Origin of the sequence: Actinomadura sp. NTSP31, assembly GCF_041951385.1 — a bacterium.
GTDB lineage: Bacteria > Actinomycetota > Actinomycetes > Streptosporangiales > Streptosporangiaceae > Spirillospora > Spirillospora napierensis.
In genome coordinates this window covers 180,601-203,199 of record NZ_JBGNUT010000013.1, presented here as the reverse complement: position 1 = coordinate 203,199, position 22,599 = coordinate 180,601, and the positions used below count along the sequence as shown (strand labels likewise).

The 22,599-nt window shown below is 73.8% G+C and carries 20 protein-coding genes; 6 read left to right on the top strand and 14 right to left on the bottom strand.

Going from position 1 to position 22,599, the window contains the following annotated elements:
* Window positions 1-9 precede the first annotated feature (9 nt).
* The 3 genes from ACA514_RS23160 to ACA514_RS23150 all read right to left on the bottom strand — a co-directional run bounded on the left by ACA514_RS23160 (window position 10) and on the right by ACA514_RS23150 (window position 3,284).
* Window positions 10-387: an STAS domain-containing protein gene (locus ACA514_RS23160; RefSeq protein WP_375043298.1), complete on the bottom strand. Its 378-nt coding sequence runs from the start codon at window positions 385-387 to the stop codon at window positions 10-12.
* A 165-nt stretch (window positions 388-552) separates the two neighbouring features.
* On the bottom strand, window positions 553-1,254 hold the full coding sequence (locus tag ACA514_RS23155) for a 3-keto-5-aminohexanoate cleavage protein (RefSeq protein ID WP_375043297.1): 702 nt from the start codon (window positions 1,252-1,254) through the stop codon (window positions 553-555).
* A gap of 59 nt (window positions 1,255-1,313) precedes the next feature.
* Window positions 1,314-3,284, bottom strand: a complete 1,971-nt coding sequence (locus ACA514_RS23150; protein ID WP_375043296.1) for a hypothetical protein — start codon at window positions 3,282-3,284, stop codon at window positions 1,314-1,316.
* Between the two features lie 238 nt (window positions 3,285-3,522).
* On the opposite strand from ACA514_RS23150, the gene ACA514_RS23145 reads away from it, so the two are divergent.
* Both ACA514_RS23145 and ACA514_RS23140 read left to right on the top strand, forming a co-directional pair.
* Window positions 3,523-4,485, top strand: a complete 963-nt coding sequence (locus ACA514_RS23145; protein WP_375043295.1) for an isopenicillin N synthase family dioxygenase — start codon at window positions 3,523-3,525, stop codon at window positions 4,483-4,485.
* A 34-nt stretch (window positions 4,486-4,519) separates the two neighbouring features.
* On the top strand, window positions 4,520-5,962 hold the full coding sequence (locus tag ACA514_RS23140; RefSeq protein WP_375043294.1) for a purine-cytosine permease family protein: 1,443 nt from the start codon (window positions 4,520-4,522) through the stop codon (window positions 5,960-5,962).
* On the opposite strand, the gene ACA514_RS23135 is transcribed toward ACA514_RS23140, so the two are convergent.
* The 5 genes from ACA514_RS23135 to ACA514_RS23115 all read right to left on the bottom strand — a co-directional run bounded on the left by ACA514_RS23135 (window position 5,917) and on the right by ACA514_RS23115 (window position 12,318).
* A complete protein-coding gene (locus ACA514_RS23135; protein WP_375043293.1) occupies window positions 5,917-7,200 on the bottom strand; it encodes an adenylosuccinate synthetase in 1,284 nt (427 codons plus the stop codon). The genes ACA514_RS23140 and ACA514_RS23135 overlap by 46 nt on opposite strands.
* A 72-nt stretch (window positions 7,201-7,272) precedes the next feature.
* Window positions 7,273-8,244: a hypothetical protein gene (locus ACA514_RS23130; RefSeq protein ID WP_375043292.1), complete on the bottom strand. Its 972-nt coding sequence runs from the start codon at window positions 8,242-8,244 to the stop codon at window positions 7,273-7,275.
* 12 nt (window positions 8,245-8,256) lie between these two features.
* On the bottom strand, window positions 8,257-9,297 hold the full coding sequence (locus tag ACA514_RS23125) for a molecular chaperone DnaJ (protein ID WP_375043291.1): 1,041 nt from the start codon (window positions 9,295-9,297) through the stop codon (window positions 8,257-8,259).
* A gap of 7 nt (window positions 9,298-9,304) precedes the next feature.
* Window positions 9,305-10,129 carry an NUDIX domain-containing protein gene (locus ACA514_RS23120; protein ID WP_375043290.1) on the bottom strand — a complete coding sequence of 275 codons (825 nt, stop codon included), beginning with the start codon at window positions 10,127-10,129 and terminating at the stop codon, window positions 9,305-9,307.
* 158 nt (window positions 10,130-10,287) lie between these two features.
* Window positions 10,288-12,318, bottom strand: a complete 2,031-nt coding sequence (locus tag ACA514_RS23115) for an amino acid permease (RefSeq protein ID WP_375043289.1) — start codon at window positions 12,316-12,318, stop codon at window positions 10,288-10,290.
* 361 nt (window positions 12,319-12,679) lie between these two features.
* Here ACA514_RS23115 and ggt point away from each other — a divergent pair, with 361 nt between their 5' ends.
* Genes ggt through ACA514_RS23100 form a run of 3 tightly spaced genes read left to right on the top strand, consistent with a single transcriptional unit; the run spans window position 12,680 to window position 15,928 of the window.
* Entirely contained in the window at window positions 12,680-14,542 is a 1,863-nt protein-coding gene (gene ggt / locus ACA514_RS23110; RefSeq protein WP_375043288.1) for a gamma-glutamyltransferase, read from the top strand.
* A 52-nt stretch (window positions 14,543-14,594) separates the two neighbouring features.
* Window positions 14,595-14,954 carry a divalent-cation tolerance protein CutA gene (cutA, locus tag ACA514_RS23105; protein ID WP_344276266.1) on the top strand — a complete coding sequence of 120 codons (360 nt, stop codon included), beginning with the start codon at window positions 14,595-14,597 and terminating at the stop codon, window positions 14,952-14,954.
* Between the two features lie 56 nt (window positions 14,955-15,010).
* Window positions 15,011-15,928, top strand: coding sequence for an oxygenase MpaB family protein (locus ACA514_RS23100; protein WP_375043287.1), 918 nt, complete (start codon window positions 15,011-15,013; stop codon window positions 15,926-15,928).
* A 15-nt stretch (window positions 15,929-15,943) separates the two neighbouring features.
* Here the strand turns inward: ACA514_RS23100 and ACA514_RS23095 are convergent, their stop codons facing one another.
* Window positions 15,944-17,509 carry a DHA2 family efflux MFS transporter permease subunit gene (locus ACA514_RS23095; protein ID WP_375043286.1) on the bottom strand — a complete coding sequence of 522 codons (1,566 nt, stop codon included), beginning with the start codon at window positions 17,507-17,509 and terminating at the stop codon, window positions 15,944-15,946.
* A 115-nt stretch (window positions 17,510-17,624) separates the two neighbouring features.
* On the opposite strand from ACA514_RS23095, the gene ACA514_RS23090 reads away from it, so the two are divergent.
* Window positions 17,625-18,218, top strand: a complete 594-nt coding sequence (locus ACA514_RS23090) for a MarR family winged helix-turn-helix transcriptional regulator (RefSeq protein WP_375043285.1) — start codon at window positions 17,625-17,627, stop codon at window positions 18,216-18,218.
* Here the strand turns inward: ACA514_RS23090 and ACA514_RS23085 are convergent.
* The 5 genes from ACA514_RS23085 to ACA514_RS23065 all read right to left on the bottom strand — a co-directional run bounded on the left by ACA514_RS23085 (window position 18,202) and on the right by ACA514_RS23065 (window position 22,588).
* Window positions 18,202-18,501, bottom strand: a complete 300-nt coding sequence (locus ACA514_RS23085) for a metal-sensitive transcriptional regulator (protein ID WP_344276278.1) — start codon at window positions 18,499-18,501, stop codon at window positions 18,202-18,204. The genes ACA514_RS23090 and ACA514_RS23085 overlap by 17 nt on opposite strands.
* A 76-nt stretch (window positions 18,502-18,577) precedes the next feature.
* Window positions 18,578-19,177, bottom strand: coding sequence for a histidine phosphatase family protein (locus ACA514_RS23080; protein ID WP_375043284.1), 600 nt, complete (start codon window positions 19,175-19,177; stop codon window positions 18,578-18,580).
* 35 nt (window positions 19,178-19,212) lie between these two features.
* Window positions 19,213-20,328 carry an alanine dehydrogenase gene (ald, locus tag ACA514_RS23075; protein WP_375043283.1) on the bottom strand — a complete coding sequence of 372 codons (1,116 nt, stop codon included), beginning with the start codon at window positions 20,326-20,328 and terminating at the stop codon, window positions 19,213-19,215.
* A gap of 156 nt (window positions 20,329-20,484) precedes the next feature.
* Window positions 20,485-21,294: an SAM-dependent methyltransferase gene (locus ACA514_RS23070; RefSeq protein WP_375043282.1), complete on the bottom strand. Its 810-nt coding sequence runs from the start codon at window positions 21,292-21,294 to the stop codon at window positions 20,485-20,487.
* Between the two features lie 127 nt (window positions 21,295-21,421).
* On the bottom strand, window positions 21,422-22,588 hold the full coding sequence (locus ACA514_RS23065; protein WP_375043281.1) for a glycerate kinase: 1,167 nt from the start codon (window positions 22,586-22,588) through the stop codon (window positions 21,422-21,424).
* Window positions 22,589-22,599: the final 11 nt, after the last annotated feature.

The following is a 22,599-nucleotide window of genomic DNA, read 5'->3' as shown; positions in this document are numbered from 1 at the left end:
GCGCCGGCGCTATCCGAGCCAGGCGGCGATCTCGTCGTCGGTGCGCGGGATGGCGCACCAGAGGGCCTCGTCCATCGAGGAGCACAGGGGGACGCGGTCGTCGAGGCCGAGGACGCGGAACATGCGCTGGGCGAAGGGGCGGGCGCCGACCACCGCGAGGGCGGCGCCGTTGTCCTCGCAGCGGCGGGCGCAGTGCGACACGGCGCGCAAGCCCTCGGCGTCGAAGAAGGAGACGCCCGCGACGTCCAGGACGAGGGGGCGGGCGGCGAAGTCCAGCAGCCGCGTCCGGACGGCGGGGGCGGACACCCGGTCCATCTCCCCGGTCAGCAGCACGGTGGTGTGCCGCTCGTGCTCGATGACGACCATGGCGACGGCGGTGTCCTTCACGGTGGCCCCCAGTCGGTTGAGCCGGCATGCCCGGTGACTCAAAAGCATCGCGCGAGCACGCAAGGTTGCCAAGCCGTTGCCGGCCATTGGCCTGTTCCTGTTCGTTCCGATCCGTCCGGCCGGGTGAGCGGGCCGGTGAGCGGGCGGACGGGCAGGCGCGAAGGCTCAGGTCATCAGCATCCTGGCCGTCTGGACCAGGGCGGTGTTGTCGGCCGCGGCGGTGCCGTCGGGGAGGGTGAGGACGTCCTCCAGGCCGATGCGGGTGTCGAGGTTGAAGCGGACGGCGAGCCGCAGGACGGGCCAGGCGCCGCCGTCCTCGCCGTGCAGCAGGACGGGGCGGCCGTGGCCGGTGCCGAGCGCGTGCAGGAGTTCCTTCGCGGTCTCGGTGGAGGACTCCGCCCCGGTGTCGGTGACCTCGGCGAGGACGCGCAGCACGTCGCGGGCGTGCGGCCAGCTCAGGAAGCGGTCGGCGGCCTCGGTGCCGGAGAAGATCCCGGCCTCGACGGCGACGCCGCGGTCCAGGAGGGTCTCGGCGACGAGTTCGGCGCCGTCCTCGTGGAAGTTGACCGACGCGTGGTCGGGCAGGACGGTCCACGACCGGATCAGCGCCGCGCGCTCGGCGGGGCCCGCGGCGGTCCACGCGCCGGTGGTGACGCCGACGGGCACGCCCGGCGCGGCCTCGCGGACGGCGGACAGCGCGGCGGCGACGTGGGCGGGGTCCAGGGTGTCGGCGCCGGCGTCGTCGCGGGGGTGCAGGTGGACGTCCTGCGCGCCGACGTCGACCGCCGCGCGCACGGCCGTCGCGATCTCGTCCGGCGTGACCGGGACGCCGGCGGCCCGCGTCCCGTTCGGGCAGACCTGAAGCATGCTCTGATTCTCCCAGCCGCCGATCGGCGCTTCCGTGCGGGGCGTCCTCCGGGCGCCGGTCAGGGGGTGATCACGCAGGGGCCGCCGGCGCAGACGTCGACGGTCCGGCCCGTGGTCAGGAAGGTCGCCTTCTGCTTGCGGGCGTCGGCGTTGCTGCGCGGGTCGGAGTGCGGGTCGCGGCCTTCGGTGGGCGGGGTGTTGGTGGTCGGCGGCGCGGGCGAGCCGCTGTCCCACACGACCATCGCCGACCCGCCGGTAGACGCGCCGAACGTCGGGATGCCCCAGTACGGGACCGTGTCGAGGCTGCGTCCGGGCGTGACGGTGGGGGCGTGGATCCGGGCGCCGATCGTGCGGGCCTCGACCTCGGCGGCGACGGTCGCGACCTGGTGGTCGCCGAACGCGACGTGCATCAGCACCTGGTGCTTCGGGGTGCCGGGGTAGGGGTGGTCGGTCATGTGCCAGGCGTAGCCGTCTGCCTCGCCGCGGTCCCAGAGCATCTGGATCAGCGCGAGGCCGATCTGCTGGTCGAGCTTGTCGGGGTAGGACAGGTCGAGCACCTTGGCGTACTGCGGGAAGTCGGCGCTGCGGTTGAGCAGCGTGCTGTAGTTCATCGCGGGGACGCCGAGGACGGAGCGGTGCAGGTCGGGGGAGACGGCGGTGAGCGCGCCGCCCATGATCCCGCCCTGGCTGTTGCCGTCGTAGGTGAGCGGCGCGCCGGGTGCGATCAGCGGCTTGCCCGCAGCGTCCTGGAACGCCGTGTCGCCGGCGAAGCCGCGGGTCATCGCGCGGCCGAGGAACACGAAGTTCAGCATGCTCTGCTGGAGGCGGTCGGCGACGGTGCGGAACCGGGTGATGTCGGCGAGCGCGGAGATGACGTTGGGGACGTCCTCGTCGGACATGCCGATCCACTTGGTCGCGCAGAACACGAAGTCGTGTTCGGCGGCCATCGCCTTGACGTTCCCGGCGTCGACCTCGCCCTCGCTGCCGAGCAGGCCGTGCCCGTACAGCGCGGGGTTCGCCGGTTTCCCGAACGCGGCCTTCGGGATCTCGCACTGGAACGGGACGGCCTGGCTGTTGCCGGGCAGTTGCGACGGGAGCCCGTCCTTGCCGTAGTGGAACGACGATCCGGGGAGGCCGCCGTACTGGTCGAGGTAGCTCGGCGCCCACACGATGCCCTTCACCTCGCGGGCGATCTTGGCGTCGACGTCGTTCGTCACCTTCGTGACCAGGAACGAGGGCGCCCCGTTCCCGAGCTTGCGGAGCGCGTCGTCGCGGATGTGCAGCATCGGCCCGGCGATGCTCTGCGCGCTGGCGACGGTGAAGTCCCAGGCCAGGTACAGGCCGTTCGTGCCGACGCCGCGGCCGGCGAGGTCGGCGAGCACCTTCTTCTCGGCCTTCTGCCGCGCGTAGAGCGGGTCGGTGGACGGCAGCGCCGGGCCGAGGATCTTGCTGAACGCCGCGTTCGGCTTGAGGAGGTTCCCGGACGCGTCGCGCAGGTTCCGCAGCGCGACCGCGTAGTGGTGGCCCTCGACGAGGTTCTTCGCGGGCCGGACGATCAGCGCCTTGCGGTCGTCCGGCGCGTTGGCGTCCAGTTCCGCCCAGTACGGCCAGCGCTGCCCGGTCGCGGTGTCGAGCAGGACGATCGGCGCGTCCGGCTTCAGCGACGCGCCGATGTCGGTGACGGGTGCGGCGCCGCTGCGCGCGAGGTCCACGCCGGGGACGCGGGCGAGCAGGTCAGAGCCGGGGGAGAAGCCGTCCGCGCGGTTCCACGCGTCCGGGGAGACGGGCAGGCCGAGCGCGTTCTTCAGCGTCGTGGTCATGTTCACGCGCAGGCCGGTGGCGGTGTGCGGATCGGCCTTGGTGTACCAGTCGCTCGGGAACGGCAGCAGGCACGACGCCGGGTCGATCGGGTCGCAGCCGTCGCCGGTGCCGGCGGACGCGGCCGGCACGGACGGCGGGGCGGAGACCAGGGCCGCGGCGAGCGTCAGCGCGGCGGCGGCCGGGAGCGCGCGCAGGGACAGGAGACGCAACGCCCACCTCCGGGGGATACGCGGCATTCGGGGAGATCTTGGTCTCACCGCGGCCCCGGGTCAATGGGCGTCCGATGTCGGCCGATGCCGGTCATCCGGAGGGCGGCCGGTCACCGCATGTTCCGGCCACGTTAAATCTCGCGAAGTGACGGTTTCATCTCCGTTTCGGGGGGTGATCCGGCCTTGATCGCAAGCGATAGTGAGCGCAGCGCCGCACTCGCCCGGAAAGGACCGTTCCATGAAGGCCGTCCCGATCATCGACCTCACCCCCTGGTTCCGCGGCGGCGAGCGCGACCGCGCCGCCGTCGCCGCGCGGGTCGACGCCGCGCTGAGCGAGATCGGCTTCCTGGTGGTCACCGGGCACGGGGTGCCCGCCGCGGAGCGGGACGCGATCCGCGCCGCCGCCAAGCGGTTCTTCGCGCTGCCGCAGGAGGTCAAGCACCGGTACGCCGCGACCGTGGGGGAGCGCGGCTGGCTGCCGCCCGGTGTCGAGGCCAACGGGTACGCCGAGGGCACCGCGACGCCGCCGGACCTGAAGGAGACGTTCGCGGTCGGCGCGGACCGCCCGACCGGCGACCCGTTCTTCGACGCCGAGTGGTTCCTGCCGAACGTGTGGCCGGGCGAGGTACCCGAGCTGGAGGCGCTGCTGACGCGCTACCTGGCCCGGATGAAGCGGCTGTCGGACGACCTGCTCTCGCTGTGCGCGGTCGCGCTCGGCCTGCCGTCGGGCTTCTTCACCGCGCACGCCCTGCACCCGTCCTTCACCCTGAACATCAACCGCTACCCGCCGCTGTCGCAGCTCGGGGAGCCGGAGCCCGGCCAGTTCCGGATCGGCCCGCACACCGACTTCGGCACCGTCACGGTCCTCGACCGGCAGGACGGGGTGGGCGGACTCCAGGTGCACTCCGAGGAGGCCGGCTGGGTGGACGCCCCGTGGGTCGAGGACTCCTTCACCATCAACGTCGGCGACCTGCTCGCCCACTGGACCGGCGGCCGCTGGAAGTCCAACCGGCACCGCGTCCTGCCGCCGGATCCGAGCGCCCCGGACGAGGAGCTCGTGTCGCTGATCTTCTTCTACGAGTGCGACCCGGACGCCCGCGTCGAGCCGCTCGGCCCGCCCGTCGGCCGCACCGCCGGCGGCGCGGCCGTGCGCGCGCACGACTTCCTCCTCGAACGCCTCGACGCCATCACCCTCGCCTGACCCGCCTGTGCCTCACCCCCTGAAAGGCCCTCACATGACGGAGATCGAAGAGACCGCGCCCGCGGGCGTGGTCGTCCGCGAGGGCGACTACGGCGCCCGGGTCGCCGCCGTCGAGCCGGGCGGCGCCGGCTTCATCCCCCTCGACCAGCGGCACGGCCGGCCGCTCAACCTGCTGTGGACCTGGACGTCGCCGAACCTGGAGTTCGCGACGGTGTTCCTCGGCGTGCTCGCGGTCGCCGCGTTCGGGCTGACGTTCTGGCAGGCCACCGCCGCGATCGTGGCGGGCACGCTGCTCGGCTCGGTGACGCACGCGGTCCTGTCGGCGCGCGGCCCCCGCTACGGGGTGCCGGAGATGGTGCTCGGCCGGGTGCCGTTCGGGCACCGCGGCAACATGCTGCCGTCCGCGATCAACTCGGTGGCGGGCGGCGTCGGCTGGTTCGCGGTGAACAGCGTCAGCGGGTCGCTGGCGCTCAACACGCTGACCGGGATGCCGAAGCCGCTGTGCCTGGCGATCGTGGTCGCACTGCAGGCGGGCGTCGCGTTCTTCGGGCACAACCTCGTGCACGCCTACGAGCGGTACGCGTTCCCGGTGCTGGCGGTGGTGTTCGGCATCACGTCCGTGATCATCCTGGCGAAGGCGGACTTCGGCGCGCCCGCCCCGGCCGGGGCCGGGTCGGGCGGGATCGGCGCGTTCCTCATCGTGGTGGGCGCGAGCTTCGGGTACGCGGCGGGCTGGAACCCCTACGCCGCCGACTACACCCGCTACCTGCCGGCCACCGCGAGCCCGCGCGCCGTGGGCCTGTGGGCGGCGCTCGGCGTCTTCGCCGGCTGCACCGTCCTGCAGATCGTCGGCGCGGCGTCGGTGACGCTCGGCGGCGCGGCCCTCGCCGACCCGACCGGCGCGTTCACCGGGCACCTGCCCTCGGTCGTCGCGAAACTCACCCTGCTGGTCATCGCGATCGGCGCGGTCGGCGCCAACGCGATCAACATCTACTCCGGGTCGATGTCGTTCGTCGCGACGGGGATCCGGCTGCCCCTGCCGGTGCGGCTGCAGCGCGCGCTGGTCGCCGGGGCGTTCGGCGCGGTCGGGCTCGTCGTCGCCTATTTCGGGCTGGACGACGCCGGCCACGACTACGAGGCGTTCCTGCTGGTCATCGCGTACTGGATCGGGCCGTGGCTCGGCGTGGTGCTCGCCGACCTGGTGCTGCGGCGCGGGATCTGGTCGGTACGGGACGCGGACGCGCGGGTGGACGCGATGGTGTTCGACGTCCGGCGCCGCAACTGGGCCGGGCCCGCGGCGATGGCGGTCGCCGTCGTGGTGTCGGTGTGGCTGTTCTCCAACCAGGAGAAGTACGTCGGGATCGTACCGAGCCACAACGCGTCGTTCGGCGACATCACGTTCGCGGTCGGGTTCGTCCTGGCGGCGCTGCTCTACGCGGTCCTGCGCAAGGTGCCCGGGTTCCGCGAGAGCGGCTGACCGGTGGCGCGCTTGGCGGACGCCGCCGGGCCGTGCGAGGTCAGGACGACCGGAGCGCCGAGCGCGTTCTCGATCGTCTCGACCGGACGGCGGCCCAGCGGCGCGTAGACGGGACGGGCGGTGAGCAGCCGCCGGGTGAGGGCCGCCTGGCGGTCCAGGTCGCCGTCACCCGCCGGCAGCCGGTCCACCGGCCCGGCCGGTGTCGCGTAGGCCTGGCAGACGCGCAGGTCGGGACGCGCCCCCGCGACGTCCAGATGCGTGACCGCCAGGCCGTCCACGCCGCCGGTGACGTCCAGCGCGTACCGGAGGGCGACGGCGTCGAGATGGCCGGCCCGGAACGCGCCCTGCCACGGGCCCGCGCCGTTGTGCGGGTCGGGGAGCGCGGCGGTCAGCGCCGCGTCCTCGGTGACGAACGGGCCGGGACCGTGGCGGGTCGTGTACGTCCGCAGGACCCCGAGCCGCGCCGCCGACGCGCCCGCCTCGGCCAGCAGCGTCTCGGCGTTGGCGAACGTCGTGGTCGACCAGGTCGTGTACGGGTGGAAGCCGTGCCACTCGTCCAGCAGGACGCCCTGCGCGCCCTCGAACACCACGTCGCCGGACCGGAGCAGGCCGTGCAGATGGCCGCCGCCCACGATCCGGACCCGTTCGGCGAACGCGGTGAACGCGTCGGCGCAGGCGTCGACGTCCGGCACGTCCTCACCGGACGGGAACGTCTCGCGGTACCAGTCGTGGAGCGCGGTGAGCCGGCGCCGCAGCCGTGCGGGCGACAGGCAGTCGCCCGCACGCGGCGCGTCGCCGTGGGTGAGCGCGTAGGACGCGGTCTCCCCGATGCCCATGCCGCACGACCCGTGCCGTGCCGCGCCGCGAGCCCGTTCCCGGGCGCGGTTGGCGGCCCGGTGGTACGGCGTCGTGAGCAGCGCGTCCCGGTCCACGGTCAGCCGGTCGAGCGCGTCGGCGACGCCGAGCGAACGCAGGTGGCCGGCCTCGGCGGCGAGCGCGAGCGGGTCGACCAGCATGAACCGCGACAGGTGCGTCCGGACGCCCGGTGTGAACGTCCCCGAGCCGAACTGGGCGAAGGTGTGGTGCCGCCCGTCGTCCGTCACGACGTTGTGCGCCGCCTGCGCGCCCCCGTTGAACCGGACGACCGCCGCGACCGGTGACGCGCGGCAGAGGTGGTCGACGACCGTGCCCTTGCCCGCGTCCCCGAACCCGAGGTCGACGACGATGACGTGCCCCATCGCGGTTCCCGCCCCCGCATCTCCCGAGGGGGGACGACCCCCCGCAGCCCCCCCGGGCCGACTCCGTCGGGTTCATAGCCGCGTCGTGCCCGACGGACCGGAGGCGTCCAGGCCGGGCGGCGTCGCCGACACCGCGACCGGCGCGCGCGACACGTCCAGCCGGGCCAGCGCCCGCGACACCGACGCGCCCGCGTCCGAGCCGGCCTCGGCCAGGTGGTCCAGGCCCTCGTCCAGGTCGATGGCGTCCTCGGCGAGCCCGACGGTCAGCGCGATCGTCTCGCACACCGCGTCGAGGTCGTCCAGGTAGAGGACGTGCTGGCCGAGCAGCCCCTGCCAGAAGTCCTTCAGCTCGCGGCTGCCCGAGTGGTAGGCGCCCTCGGGGATGATGAAGTACACCTCGTACATCCGCTGGAGCTCGCGCAGCACCTCCTCGATCGGCAGGTCGCGCTCCAGGTCGTCGCCGATGACCTCGGCGACCTCGCGCCGCTTGATCTTCGGGTACGCCAGCTCGTCGCCGATCATGAACAGGTAGCCGCGCTTGCCGCGCTTCTCGAAGCAGTCGATCGAGGTGTGCCGGGCCATGAAGTACATGGCCAGCTCGTAGGACTCGCGCAGCTGGCCGCCGCCCCCGCCCTCCAGCAGGATCTTGCCGAGGTCGTCGTCCATCCGGTTGTCGGCCTCGAACTGCCCGATCTGCAGCGGCGCCCGGTCGCAGGTCGCGTCGCCGACCGCGCCGAACAGGATGTGCGGGTCCTCGGCGTACCCCTTGCGCAGCAGCAGGCCGAGCAGGTCGGGCAGCTTGGTCTGCAGGGTGCGCGGCACGCCGCCCATCGAGCCGGTCACGTCGAACAGCACGCCGATCGCCAGCGACTCGGGGTGGTCGTCGGAGTCCCGGCTCTCCCGGGCGCCGACGCCCTTCGGGTCGAGGTCGGGGTGGACGGTGGTGGCGCCGCCGTCGCTGTAGGCGAACGCGCTGGCGCCGGTGGACGCGCGGTAGCCCGCCCGCGCCGCGTAGACGTCGGTGGACCAGTTTCCGCTTCCCATGGATCTTCTCCTTCAGTGGGTGACGGGCAGGTGGAACGGGCGGAAGCGCCGCGGGCCGTAGAGCCGTTCGAGCAGCTCGTCGAGTTCGGCCAGCAGCCGCCAGGCGTCGGACGGGCGGCGGTTCTGCGCGGTGAGCAGGCAGCCGCGCGCGAACATGCGCAGCGCCTTGGGCGCCTGGCCGCCCATCAGGTCGGTCATGCACCGGGCGGCCATGAAGATGTCGGTGGCCTGGCTCGCGGGACGCCGCGCCGGCACCTCTGGCGGGTACCGGTCGCGGTAGCGCTCCACCATCGCGGGAACGCGCCCGGACGGGTCGGCGTGCGCATAGCACCCCGGGACGGAGTAGCACCAGTCGACCAGCACCAGCCCGTGCTCCTCCGGGTGGATCATGACGTGGTCGGGGAGCACCGCGCCGTGCAGGACGCCCGCGCGGTGCGCGAAGCCGAGCGCGACCAGCAGCCGCCGCCACATCCACGCCGCGTCGCGCGGGTCGACGCCGCCGGGGAAGGCGGCCTCGACCTCGGCGAGGCTGCGGAAGCCGTCGAGTGCGGCGATCGCGTTCGACCGCCGCCGCGCGCCCGTCGCGGCGTCCTGGTGCTGGAACGACTCGACCAGGCGCGGCACGTACGGCAGGAACCGCCCGTCCCCGTCCTTGGGGAGCTGGCGCAGCGCGACGGCCTCGCGTTCGAGCAGGTCGCCGTCGCGGGGGTCGCACGGCATCTTCAGCAGCACCTCGCCCGCCGCGGCGTCCGTCCGGGCCCGGTACAGCCGGGCGAGGTCGCCGGAGACCGGGTCGCCCGCGATGCGGTAGGAGTGCCGGCGGGTGGTGACGACGGCCGGGTCGGACCCGTTGTAGGTGCGCCACAGCGCGTTCAGCCGGACGAACGCGTCGCGCGTCCGGCCGCCGGTCGCGTCCGGGTGGACGAGCCGGACGAGCCGCCGGTAGCGCCGCGCGGCCTCGGCGGCGTCCTCGCCGAACAGGTCGGCCGGGACGCGGGCGCGGTCGAGGCGGGCCAGTGCGTCGTCGAGCCCGCGGGCGTTCACGTCGTTCATCGGGGGATCACCTGATCTCTTCCTCGCGGCTGGGCCGCAGCAGGGCGGGGTGCAGGAGGCGGGCGTCGCCCGCGCGGTAGAGCCGGGGCCGGGGGCCGCCGCGCCGGCCGCCCTTGTCGGACGTGGCGCCGGTGCTCTCCACGAAGCCGGGGACCGAGAGCACCTTGCGGTGGAAGTTGCCGGCGTGCAGTTCCTCGCCCCACACCGCCTCGTAGACGGCGCGCAGCTCGGGGATGGTGAACTCGCCGCCGCAGAACGCCGTGGCGAGCGGGGTGTACTCCAGCTTGCCGCGGGCCCGCTCCAGGCCGTCGGCGAGGATCCGCGCGTGGTCGAACGCGAGCCGCCGCGTGGTGCCGGGGCGCTGGTCGCCGGAGTCGGTCAGGCCGAGCGCGTCCACCGGTGCCCAGGCCGCGTCGGCGGCGTCGCCGCCCGCCTCGGGGTCGGGGAGCTCGGGGGCGAACGCGAGGTAGGCGACGGAGATGATCCGCATGCGCGGGTCGCGGCCGGGGGAGCCGTAGGTGCCGAGCTGCTCCAGGTGCACGCGCCCGAGCACGCCGCCCTTGGCGCTGAGCCCGGTCTCCTCGGCCAGCTCGCGGACGGCGGCGTCCGGCAGGTCCTCGGCCTCGCGCCGGCCGCCCGCGTGGACGAAACCGCCGGGCAGCGCCCACATTCCCTCGAACGGCGCGCCGCCGCGGCGGACGAGCAGGACGTGCAGCGACCCGTCCCGGATGGTGAGGGCGACGACGTCGACGGTCACCGCGACGGGGTCGTAGGCGCGCGGGTCGTAGTTCGCGAGGAACGCGCTCTCGTCGCGCGTCGGGTCCGGGGTCATCCGTGCCGCTCCATGGTCTCGCTCTGAGTAAATCTCAGTATGAGTTCATCTCGATATGAGAAGAACATAACCCGGGGCGGGCGGTATGTCCAGCCGGTTTTCGCGCACGCGCAGAGCGCCGCCTCCCCAGCTGGGGAAACGGCGCTCTGCGAGGATCGTCAGCGGCGGTGGCGGCCCCCTGGGGAGGGCGGCTCCTCGCGCTCACCGTCCTCGTACGGCTCGGGCACGTACGGCTCCTGCGCGTACGGGTCACGGGTGTAGGGCCCGGCCCCGTACCGCCCGCCCTCGTACGGGTTGGAGCCGAGCTGCTCGGGCGCGTACTGCCCGGCCGCCGGATGCGGACCGGACGCGAACGGGTTCGGCACGTCCGGATCGAGCGCGTACGGATCGGCCGGCGGTTCCGCGACGTCCTCGCGCCCGTACGGCGCGGGTCCGCGCGCATGAGGCTCCCGCCGGGGCGGCTCGCCCCCGTGTTGCTCGCCGGCGTACGGGCCGCTTGGCCGCCGTCCCGCCGAGTACCGCCCCGTCGGGTACGGGCTCTCCGGCACGGGGCCGTTCGGCCGCCCGTACCGCCCCTGCGGCGGGACCGGGAACCCGCCCCCCGGCGTCGGGCCGCCGAACGCACCGTCCAGCGGCGCCACGCCGGGCGGCGGCGCGTCCATCCGGGCGGCCACCGGACGCCCGGATGGAGCGGCGTCCAGCAGCAGCTTCATCTGGCTCTTGCGCCGGCCGTACACCAGGTAGATCAGCACGCCCGCGGTCATCCAGACGATGAAGTACCCCCACGTCTGGACCTTCAGGTTCAGCATCAGCCAGGCGGTGGCCAGGATCGTCGCGACGGCGGTGACCGGCGCGGCCGGGACGCGGAACGGGCGGTGCAGGTCGGGACGCGCGCGGCGCAGCGCGAGCACGCCCGCCGAGACGAACAGGAACGCGAACAGCGTCCCGATCACCACCATCTGCTCCAGCGTGAGCACGTTGACGCTCTGCGACATCACGACCGCCGCGCCGCCCGCGACCAGCGTGGCCCGCGACGGCACCCGGTAGCGGCTCATCCCGGCGATCGGGCGGGGCAGCAGCCCGTCCCGCGCCATCGAGAACACCACCCGGGTGAGGCTGATCAGCACCACCAGGATCACGGTGGTCAGCGCGAGCACCGCGCCGATGTCGATGACCTTGCCCATGGACCGGGCCCCGGCCAGGCCGAACGCGGTCGCCAGCAGCGGCTTGGCCGGGTCGAGCCGGTCGGGGGAGACCATGCCGACCATCGCGACCGCGACCGCGACGTACAGCACGACGGCGATCGCCAGGCTGGTCAGCATCCCGCGCGGCACCTTGCGGGGCGCGTCGTCGGTCTCCTCGGACGCGGTGGCGATCAGGTCGAAGCCGATGTAGGCGAACGCGATCGCGGGCGCGGCGGCGAAGATCCCCCAGATGCCGAACACCCCCGGATGGCTGCCGGTGACCGCGCCGAGCGCGGCGTCCAGCACGGTCGTGGCGCCGTGCGGGGCGGGCCGCTCGGGCGGCACGAAGGGGGTGAGGTTGCCGGGGTGGAAGAACTTCAGGCCGGTCGCCACGACCAGCCCGATCACGATCAGCTTGGCCATCACCATGAACCACAGGCTGCGCAGGCTCATCCGGCTGCCGGTGGCCAGCATGGCGATCAGCAGCACCAGGATGCCGAACGCGAACAGGTCGAAGCCCTTCTCCTGCCCGATGACCCCGGCGAGCCAGGACGGCACGGGCACGGCGAAGTCGGCCAGCGCCTGCGCGGCGTACAGCGACCAGGCCCGCGCGACGACCGACGCGGCGAGCAGCAGTTCCAGCACCAGCGCCCAGCCGACGACCCAGGCCCAGATCTCGCCGAACGCGACGTAGCTGAAGGAGTAGGCGCTGCCCGCCACCGGGACGATGGACGACAGCTCCGCGTAGGACAGCGCGGCCAGGAAGCAGACGCCGCCGGCGATCAGGAAGGAAATGATCACGGCCGGGCCGGCGGTGGTCGCGGCCTGCTCTCCGGAGATCTTGAAAATGCCGGAGCCGATCATCACGCCGAGGCCGAGCACGACGAGGTCCCGGGTCCGGTACACGACGCGGAGCCGGTGCCGGCCGCCGTACAGCCGGCCGGTCGCCTGCTCCACCGGCAGCCGGCGGAACATGGTGTTGCGCGTGCGGACGTCCCAGGTCATAGGTGTTCCCCCCTGGCCCGAACCCGCGCCGCTGTTCGCGAGAGACGGTTGGTCGAAGTCCCTAAGAATTCACCAGGTATGACCATAATCGCAACGTTTTACGGCGGATTGCTGTCGGGTGTCTGTTGTCGGATCCTGCCAAACCACGGTCCGCCAGTATGGCGGAAGGAGCCGCAGGTGAGGGGCGGATACCGAGTCCGTTTCTAGTGGACCGTTCCCGCCAATAGCGCCATTCCGCAGGAAAGCGCCTTCGGGCCGCGGCCCGGCGGCCGCCGGAACGGCCGGGGTCGGCCGGTGCGGACGGTGGCCATCGGCGAAGATCGGTGGCACCGTAGGGACGCCGCGTCCCACAGGAGGTTCGGTGTCCCGCCCAGCACAGCGCCCCTCGCCCTCCAGAGCCCTCCGCCGCACCGCGCTCGCCGCCGCCGTCACGGCGGCGCTGGCCGTCCCGACCGCCGTCCCGGCCGCCGCGGCGGCCCCGCCGGGGCACCGCCCGCCGCCCCGGCAGCCCGTCGCGACCGGCTACGGCGGCGCGGTGTCCACGGTCGACCCGGACGCCAGCCGCGCGGCGCTGGAGATCCTCGAGCGGGGCGGCAACGCGATGGACGCCGCCGTGGCCGCGGGCGCCGCCCTCGGCGTCACCGAACCGTACGTCTCGGCCATCGGCGGCGGCGGCTACATGACCTACTACGACGCGAGGACGCGCAAGGTGTCCGCGCTCGACGGCCGCGAGTTCGGCCCGGCGTCGATGAAGGAGGACTACTTCATCGACCCGGCGACGGGCCGGCCGCTCGCCTTCGCCGACGCGGTCACCAGCGGGCTCAGCGTCGGCGTGCCGGGCACGCTCGCCCAGTGGGACCTCGCGCTGCGCCGGTTCGGCACCCGGAAGCTGAGCACGCTGCTGCAGCCCGCGATCGGCGTCGCCGAGCACGGGTTCGTCGTGGACCAGGAGTTCCGCGACCAGACCGCCGTGAACGCGGACCGCTTCCGCGACATCGTCCCGACCCGGAAGCTGTTCCTGCCGGGCGGCGAGCTCCCGGCCGTCGGCTCGGTCTTCAGGAACCCCGACCTGGCGAACACCTACCGGCAGATCGCGAAGCACGGCATCGGCTGGCTCTACCAGGGCCAGCTGGGCAAGGAGATCGTGCGGACGGTCACCGATCCGCCCGTCGACCCCAAGGCGGCGCGGAAGGTGCGGCCCGGAGTCCTCACGACCGGCGACCTGGCCGCCTACAAGGCGCTGTCCAAGCAGCCCACGCACGTCGCCTACCGCGGCTACGACGTGTACGGGGAGCCGCCGTCGTCGTCCGGCGGCTCCACGGTCGGCGAGGCGCTGAACATCCTGGGCAACTTCCGCCTCGACCCGCGCGACCCCGTCACCGCGCTGCACTACTACCTGGAGGCGTCGAAGCTCGCCTACGCCGACCGGGGCGCCTACGTCGGCGACCCCGGCCAGGTGAAGGTGCCGCTGGACGAGCTGCTGTCGCAGGGGTTCGCCCGCGAGCGCGCCTGCCTCATCAAGCCGGACCAGGCCGCCACCGCCCCCGTCGGGCCCGGCAGCCCCGACGGGGCGTACCAGCCGTGCGTCCCGCCCGGCACGCAGACCCGCGTGCTGGCGGCCGAGGGACCGCAGACCACCCACCTCGTCGTCGCCGACAAGTGGGGGAACGTCGCCTCCTACACCGTGACGATCGAGCAGTTCGGCGGCAGCGCCCTCACCGTCCCCGGGCGCGGCTTCCTGCTCAACAACGAGCTGACCGACTTCTCCTTCGCGCCGTCCGCGCCCGGCGGCCTCCCCGACCCGAACCTGCCCGGCCCGCACAAGCGGCCGCGCAGCAGCATCTCGCCGACGATCGTGCTCCAGGACGGCCGGCCGCGGCTGGCGCTCGGCACCCCCGGCGGATCCACGATCATCACGACCGTGCTGCAGATCCTGGTGAACCGGATCGACCTCGGCATGGACCTGCCCACCGCGCTGGCGGCGCCGCGCGCCACCCAGCGCAACACCCCGCAGGACTTCGCCGAGCAGGCGTTCATCGACCGGTACGGCACGGGCCTCGCGGCGCGCGGCCACCGGCTGGAGGTGTTCCCCGGCCCGCCGGCGGGCGTGATCGGCGCGGCCGCCGGCCTGGAGTTCCTGCGGCCCGGCCTCGTCCAGGCGGTCGCCGAGCCGGTCCGGCGCGGCGGCGGCAGCGCGATGGTCGTCCGCCCGGCCCGCCCGTGATGATCTCCCCGGGCACGCGTGCACGGCGCGGGGAGAGGGAAGTAGTGGTCTCATGGCGCAGTCTTACGTGCAGGTGACGACCACGACCGACGCCCGGTCCGAAGCGGCCGGGCTGGCCCGGTCGGCGGTCGCCGAACGGCTCGCCGCGTGCGCCCAGCTCGTCGGCCCCATCGCGAGCACCTACTGGTGGGAGGGCGAGATCGAGTCGGCCGAGGAGTGGATGGTGGTGTTCAAGACCACCGCCGACCGCTTCGACGAGCTGGCCAGCATGATCACCGAGATGCACTCCTACGACTCCCCGGAGATCATCGCGACGCCGGTGGTGGCGGGCAGCCTGGACTACCTCGCCTGGGTCGCCGAGCAGACCGAGCCCGCCGAGCGCGACGACGCGGTGGACGAGCCCGCCGACTAGCGCCCGGCGTGTGACGGACGCCATAGCCGGGTAAGTCTTCATTTACCGGGGCCGGCGTGGTTACCTCGGCCGCGGAGAGGAAGGCGGTCGACGTGCGCGAGGAGTTCGAGGCCCGCGAGGGCCGGGACGGCGAGGATCACGGCCTGTTCGGTCCGGGCTCGGTGACCTGGCAGGTGATGGGCGAGCCGGTGCTGATCGTCGGCGGGATCCGGGCGCTGCTGCTGCAGGCGCTGCATCCCCGCACGATGTGGGGCACCGCGCAGAACTCCGAGCTGATGAACCCCGACGCGGCCTGGGCGCGGCTCGGCCGGACGGTCGAGTTCGTCCGGGTGCGCACCTACGGGACGCACGGTGAGGTCGAGCGGGTGGGGCGCCGCGTCCGCAAGCTGCACTCCAAGCTCACCGGCCTGGACCTGCGCACCGGCGAGGCGTTCCCGGTGGACGACCCCGAGAACCTGCTCTGGGTGCACATGGGGGAGGTCGACTCCTACCTCGACGTGGCGCGCCGCGCCGGGGTGCCGCTGACCGCCGCGGACGCCGACGCGTTCGTGGACGAGCAGCGCCGCGCCGCCGCCGTCGTCGGCCTGGACCCGGCGGACGTGCCGGGCTCGGTCGCCGAGATGAAGGAGTACTACGAGCGGATGCGGCGGCAGATCTTCGCGTGCCGCGAGGCCCGCGAGGGGCTGAAGCGGATGTTCAGCCCGGCCGTCCCGCAGCACCTGATGCCGCTGAAGCTGGCCGCGCCGGGCGTCGCGATGCTGGTGGTGTCGACGCTGCCGCGCTGGGCCCGCCGGATGTACGGGCTGCCGGGGCTGCCGACGTCCGACCTGGCCGCGACGCTCGCGCTCAAGGGCCTGTACCGCACGACCCGCGTCGTCCCGGAGCGGTTCCGGTACTCGCCGGACGCCAAGCGGGCCAGGCGCCTCACCCGCGCGCACGAGGAGGACCTGGCCGGCTGGTCGATGGCGTCCTGAGGGTGCCGGGCCCGGTCAGGCCATCGGCGGGGGAGCGTCGCCCTTCGCCGCCGCGTCCGGTCCGTCGCCGGCGTGCGAACCGTGCTTGGGCAGCAGCAGCGCCGGGACGATCAGCACCGCGGTGAGGAGCAGCGAGACCCAGAACGTCGTCCCGAACGCGTCCGCGAGCTTCGGCGCGACCTGCTCGCGGATCCGGTCGGGGATCTCGCCCACCCCGGCGGTGCCGCCGTTGCCGCCCGCCTGCGGCAGCCGCGAGCTGATCTGCCGGGACAGGATGACGGCGAGCAGCGCCACCCCGACCGAGCCGCCGAGCTGGACGAGGATGTTCAGCGTGCTGCTCGCCCGCGACGCCGCGGAGCGGGCCAGCGTGGTCAGCGCGGCCGACATCGTCGGCATCATCGTGCAGCCGAGGCCGAGGCCCCGGACGTACAGGGCGGCGCCGAGGAACCAGTAGGAGGTGTCCGCGCCCACCAGCGCGAACGGGATGGTCCCGACGACTAGCAGCACGATGCCGACCGGGACGATGCGCCCGGCGCCGAGCTTGTCGGTGATGATGCCGGAGAACGGCATCGCGGTGGCGGCGCCGAGGCCCTGCGGGGCCAGCAGCAGCCCGGCCGCGAGGGCGCCCTCGCCGCGGGCGGTCTGGTAGTACAGCGGGATCAGCAGCATCGAGCCCATCAGCGCGATGCCGACGAGGAACACCGCGACGGACGCGGTCGCGAAGGTCCGGTCGGCGAACAGCCGCACGTCGATCAGCGCGCGCTCGCGCCGCTGCAGGCTGTGCAGCACGAACAGCGCCACCAGGACGGCGCCGCCGACCAGCCACGCGATCGTGGAGGCGTTCCCGAACCCGCCGTTGCTGTTGGCGGTGGACAGCCCGTAGATCAGGAGCGCGAAACCGGGCGGCAGCAGGACCAGGCCGCGCAGGTCCAGCGCCGCGGAGCCGCCCCCGCCCTGCCCCTCCTGCTCGTGCGGCACCTTCCACCAGGCGAGGGCGAAGGCGAGCGCGCCGACCGGGAGGTTCACGAAGAAGATCCAGCGCCAGTCGACGTCCTCGACCAGCCAGCCGCCGATCACGGGACCGAGCACGGGGCCGAGCAGCATGGGCACGCCCACGATGCTCATGATGCGGCCCATCCGCCGCGGCCCGGCGGCCATGGTGAGGATGGCCATGCCGGTCGGCATCAGCATGCCGCCGCCGAGCCCCTGCAGGACGCGGAAGACGATCAGCGACTGGATGTTCCAGGACGCGCCGGACAGCGCCGACCCCGCGACGAACAGCACGATCGACAGCATCCACACCCGGCGGCCGCCGAACCGGTCGACCGCCCAGCCGGTGATCGGGATGACCGTGCCGAGCGCGAGCGTGTACCCGGTGATCGTCCACTGGATGGTGGACAGGCTCGCGTGGAAGTCCTTGCCGAGCGTCTGCAGGGCCACGTTGACGATGGTGGTGTCCAGGATCGCCATGACGGTCCCGGAGACGATGACCAGGCCGAGCAGGATCACCTGCCGGTCCAGCCGTTCGGTGGCGGCGGACGCGCCCGGCGGCGCGAGGTCGGTGGGCGGGCTCTCGGCCATGGTCGGCCCCCTCGTGTGTGCTCCGGTTGCCCCGTGTCCCCGTTGCGGAAAGCTTGAAACGCCTTGAACTTCAACGTATTTACACTGCAGCACGGAATGTGTTGAAATTCAAGGTATGTCCGGGAAATCAGGCGCGGCCGCCGCGACCGGTGATGATCCGGACCGCGCGCCCGCCCGCGTGGACGCCCGGGTGGGCGCCGGTCCGGACGCCGGCGTGGACGCCGATCTGGAGACGATGGTCCAGATCATGGGCCGGATGTTCCGCGGCATGAAGGGCTCGGCGGCGCACGGGGAGGCCGAGGAGCTGATCGGCCTGGTCAAGGACGCCGGGCTCGGCCCCCGGCACGTCCCCGTGCTGATCCGGCTGGTGCTCAACGGCCCCGTCCCGGTCGGGGTGCTCGCCCGGCACATGGGGCTCAGCCCCGCCACCGTCAGCCAGCTCGTCGGCGAGCTGCAGCGCGGCGGCTTCGTGGACCGGCGCCCGGACGAGCGGGACCGCCGCCGCATGATCGTCAGCCTGGACGAGGGGCGCCGCGAGCTCGTCGAGCGGTTCGCCCTGCGCCGCCTGCGGCCCCTGCGGATGACGCTGGAGGCGCTCGGCCCGGTCGAGCGCGAGCACTTCCTGCACGGCTGGCGGACCCTGGTGGAGATGATGGAGCGCGCCGCGCACGAGGACCCGCTCGGCGGCCGGGTCAGCCGCGGCGCATGAGCCGTCCCACCGCCGCCATCAGCTCGGTGGACATCTCCTCGCCCTTGCCCTCCTGCGTCCCCTCCGCCACGCAGTGCCGGACGTGCCCGTCCAGCAGCCCGAGCGCGACCTTGTCCAGGGCCGCCTGGACGGCGCTGATCTGGGTGAGGATGTCGATGCAGTAGCGGTCGTCGGCCACCATCCGGTCGATGCCGCGGACCTGCCCCTCGATCCGGGCGAGCCGGGTCTGCAGCTGGTCCTTGGTGGCGGTGTACCCGCGGGTGGGGGTCTCGCCGGTCGCCATCTCCGTCCTCGCAATCACTCCGGGGCCGCGCGGGTCCCTGGGACGCCCCGCCGGGGGAGATCCCCCGAGGGGTATTTTATGCGGTCGGATCGGCCGGGACGTTCCATGAGGCGATCACCGGGTGGCCGTGCTCGGTGCCGAGCACCGACAGCGTCCCGGTGGCGAGCGCGAAGGCCCGCCCGAGTGCCGGCTCCAGCCCGAGCCAGCGGGCGGTCAGCACCCGCAGCACGTGCCCGTGCGCGACCAGCGCCACGTCGCCGTCGGCCAGCAGCGGCCGCACCCGCGCCAGGACCGCGTCGGTCCGGGCGCCGACCTGCTCGACGGTCTCGCCGGGGTGCTCGGCGTCGCCGGGGACGACGCCGTCCTTCCAGAGGTACCAGCCCGGCCGGTCCCGCCGGATCTCGGCCGTCGTGATGCCCTCGTAGCCGCCGTAGTCCCATTCCCACAGGTCGGGGTCGTGCTCGTCGACCTTCAGGCCGGCGAGCTCGGCGGTGCGCCGGGCCCGCTCCGCCGGGCTGGCCAGCACGCGGACGATGGTCCGCTTCGCCAGCAGCGGGGGGAGCGCCCGGGCCTGCTCCTCGCCGCGCGCGGTCAGCGGCAGGTCGGTGCGCCCCGTGTGCCGCCGGTCCCGGCTCCACTCGGTCTCGCCGTGCCTCAGAATGATCAGCTCCCCCACGAGCACCACCCTAACGGCCCGCGGGGGCGGCCGGCTCAGTCGAGGATGGAGGCGAGCGGGGTGTAGGGGAGGCCGTGGGCCTCGGCGACGTGGTCGTAGACGAGCTCGCCGGCGTGGGTGTTGAGGCCCTTGGCCAGGGCCGCATTCTCGTGCAGGGCGCGGTGCCAGCCCTTGTCGGCGATCTGGACGGCATAGGGGAGCGTGACGCCGGTCAGCGCGTACGTCGAGGTGTTGGGCACCGAGCCCGGCATGTTGGCGACGCAGTAGAACGTGGAGCCGTGCACCTTGTAGGTGGGGGCGTCGTGCGTGGTGGGACGGGAGTCCTCGAAGCAGCCGCCCTGGTCGATGGCGATGTCCACCAGGACCGAGCCCGTCTTCATGCCGGCGACCAGCTCGTTGGAGATCAGCTTGGGCGCCTTGGCGCCCGGGATCAGCACCGCGCCGATCACCAGGTCGGCGGCGCGGGCCTCCTGCTCGACCAGGTAGGCGTTGGACACCAGCGTCCGCATCCGGCCCTGGTAGATCGCGTCGATGTGGCGGAGCCGGTCGACGTTCAGGTCCAGCACGGTGACGTCGGCGCCCATCCCGACGGCGATCTGCGCGGCGTTCAGCCCGGAGACGCCGCCGCCGATCACCACGACCTTCGCGGGCGCGACGCCGGGCACGCCGCCCGGCAGCACCCCGCGGCCGCCGTTGGACGCCATCAGGTTGTACGCGCCGACCTGCGGGGCGAGCCGTCCGGCGACCTCCGACATCGGGGCCAGCAGCGGCAGCGAGCGGTCCGGCAGCTGGACGGTCTCGTAGGCGATCGCGGTCACGCCGGCCGACAGCAGCGCGTCGGTGCACTCGCGGGACGCGGCGAGGTGCAGGTAGGTGAACAGGGTCTGCCCGGCGCGCATCCGGTGGTACTCGGCGGCGATCGGCTCCTTGACCTTGAGGATCAGGTCGCCCTCGGCCCACACCTCGTCCGGGCCGTCGAGGATCTTCGCGCCCGCGGCGGTGTAGTCGTCGTCGGGGATGTGCGAGCCCAGGCCGGCGCCGCTCTCGACGAACACCTCGTGGCCGTGCCGGGTGAGCTCGTGCACGCCCGCCGGGGTGATGGCCACCCGGTACTCGTGATTCTTGATCTCTTGCGGGACGCCGATCTTCACGGGGGACCCTCCGTCAACGCTGACCAGGACGTACGCCGGTGCGCACGCCTACAGCGTGCGTTGCGCGGACCCCTCCGTGCCATGTGCAGGCTGCAAAGTCATCGTTCTTTCCGATGACAGGATGTAAAGCGCCCCAGGTCGCCGTGCCGGCGCCGGTCAGGGCTTGCGGGCCATGCCCCCGTACATGAGCCGGTGCCCGACGGTCAGCTCGTCCGGGACGGGCCCGTCCGGACGCCACAACGGCAGCGGGACCAGACCCGGCTCCAACAGCTCCATGCCGCCGAACCAGCCCTCGATCTCCTCGGGGGTGCGGAACCGCCCGGTGCCGAGCAGCCCCTGGTACTGCACCTCGGCGTCGACCGCCTCCTGGCTGGAGGCGCAGAAGCTGGTGACGAACAGGTAGCTGCCGGACGGCACCGCGTCCATCAGCGTTTCGACGACCCGCTGCGGGTTCTCGTCGTCGTGCAGGTGGTGCAGGATGCCGACGAGCATCACCCCGACCGGCCGCCCGAAGTCGATGAGCCGGCGGACGTCGTCGTTCGCGAGGATCTCCGCCGGCTTGCGGACGTCCGCCGTGACGACCGTCGTCCGCTCGTTCTCGGCCAGCAGCGCCCGCCCGTGCGCCAGCACGATCGGGTCGTTGTCGACGTAGACCACGCGGGACTCCGGCGCGACGGACTGCGCGACCTGGTGGGTGTTCTGCACGGTCGGCAGCCCGGAGCCGAGGTCGAGGAACTGGCGCAGCCCGGCCTCGCCCGCCAGGTACCGCACGCCGCGGCCGAGGATCTCCCGGTTGTAGGCGGCCACGTCGTAGATCTCCGGGACGATCTTGACGATCTCGTCCACGAAGGCGCGGTCGACCTCGAAGTTGTCCTTGCCGCGCAGGACGACGTCGTAGGTGCGCGCGATGCTCGGCTTGGTCACGTCGATCCCGAGGGATGCCCAGTCGTACTGCTCGTCCGCCATGTGCGTCCGCCTCGTCCCGCTCTTGAGTTCTCCGGATGCCGCCGCCCATGATCCTAGACGTCGGCTCCGCCCGGCGTCCGGAAGCTGTGGAATGTGCGCTGGAGCGTTCCGCGGCCGCCCGCGGGAATCAGCGGCGGGGGGCGGGCAGCCACTCGTCGGCGATCGCGACCGTCAGCTGCTCCAGCAGGGGCCCGGCCCGGCGCACGCGGCGCTCGGCGTCCGGCTCGATGTCGTCCAGCGCGTACACCGCCTGGATCCGGGCCTTGCGCAGCCGCTCGCCGGTCAGCCCGCGCCGCCCGGCGACCGCGATCACCGGCGCGCCGGCGCGGGCGGCGGCGCGCGCGACGCCGATCGGCGCGGTGCCGCGCAGGGACCGGGTGTCGAGGGTGCCCTCGCCCGTGACGACCAGGTGCGCGCCGCGTGCCCGGCCGGCGAAGCCCAGCAGGTCCAGCATCAGCGCGGCGCCCGGCTCGATGGTCGCGCCGAGGAAGGCCAGCGCGGCGAACCCGACGCCGCCCGCCGCGCCGGCGCCCGGCAGGTCCCGGGCGGCCCGGCGGGACGCCGCCTCGGCGAGGTCCGCCCAGCGGCGCAGGCCCGCGTCCAGCACCCGGACCTCGTCGCGGCTCGCGCCGCGCGGCGGGCCGTCCACCGCCGCGGCGCCGCCGCGGCCGAGCAGCGGGCCAGCGGAGTCGCCCGCGATGACCACCTCGACGCCCGACAGGTCGGGCAGGGCGCGCAGGTCCAGGGCGTGCAGCGAGCGCAGCGCCGCCCCGCCGGGCGGCAGGTCCTTGCCGAGCGCGTCCAGCAGCCGGCCGCCGAGCCCCTGGACGAGCCCGGCGCCGCCGTCGGTGCACGCGCCGCCGCCGAGCCCCAGCACGATCCGGCGGGCGCCGAGCCGCAGCGCGTGCGCGACCAGCTGCCCGGTGCCGAGGCTGGAGGCGGTCAGCGGGCGCGGCTTGCCGCCCGGCAGCCGGCGCAGCCCCGACGCCTCGGCCAGCTCCACGACCGCGGTGCGGCCGCTGACGGCCAGCCGCGCGGTCACCGGCCGGCCGGTCGGCCCGCACACCTCGACCTCGACCCGCCGCCAGCCCGCCGCCACGGCCGCCTCGACGGTGCCGTCCCCGCCGTCCGCGACGGGCAGCTCCACCAGCGGGACGTCCGGCCGGGAACGGCGCAGCCCGGCGGCGAGGTGACGGGCGACCTGCGCGGCGGTCAGGGTGCCCGGGAACCGGCCCGGCGCCAGCACGACGTGGCCCTGCGCGGGAGGCTCGGGGGGACGGTCCGCGGACACCACAGCCACGCCTT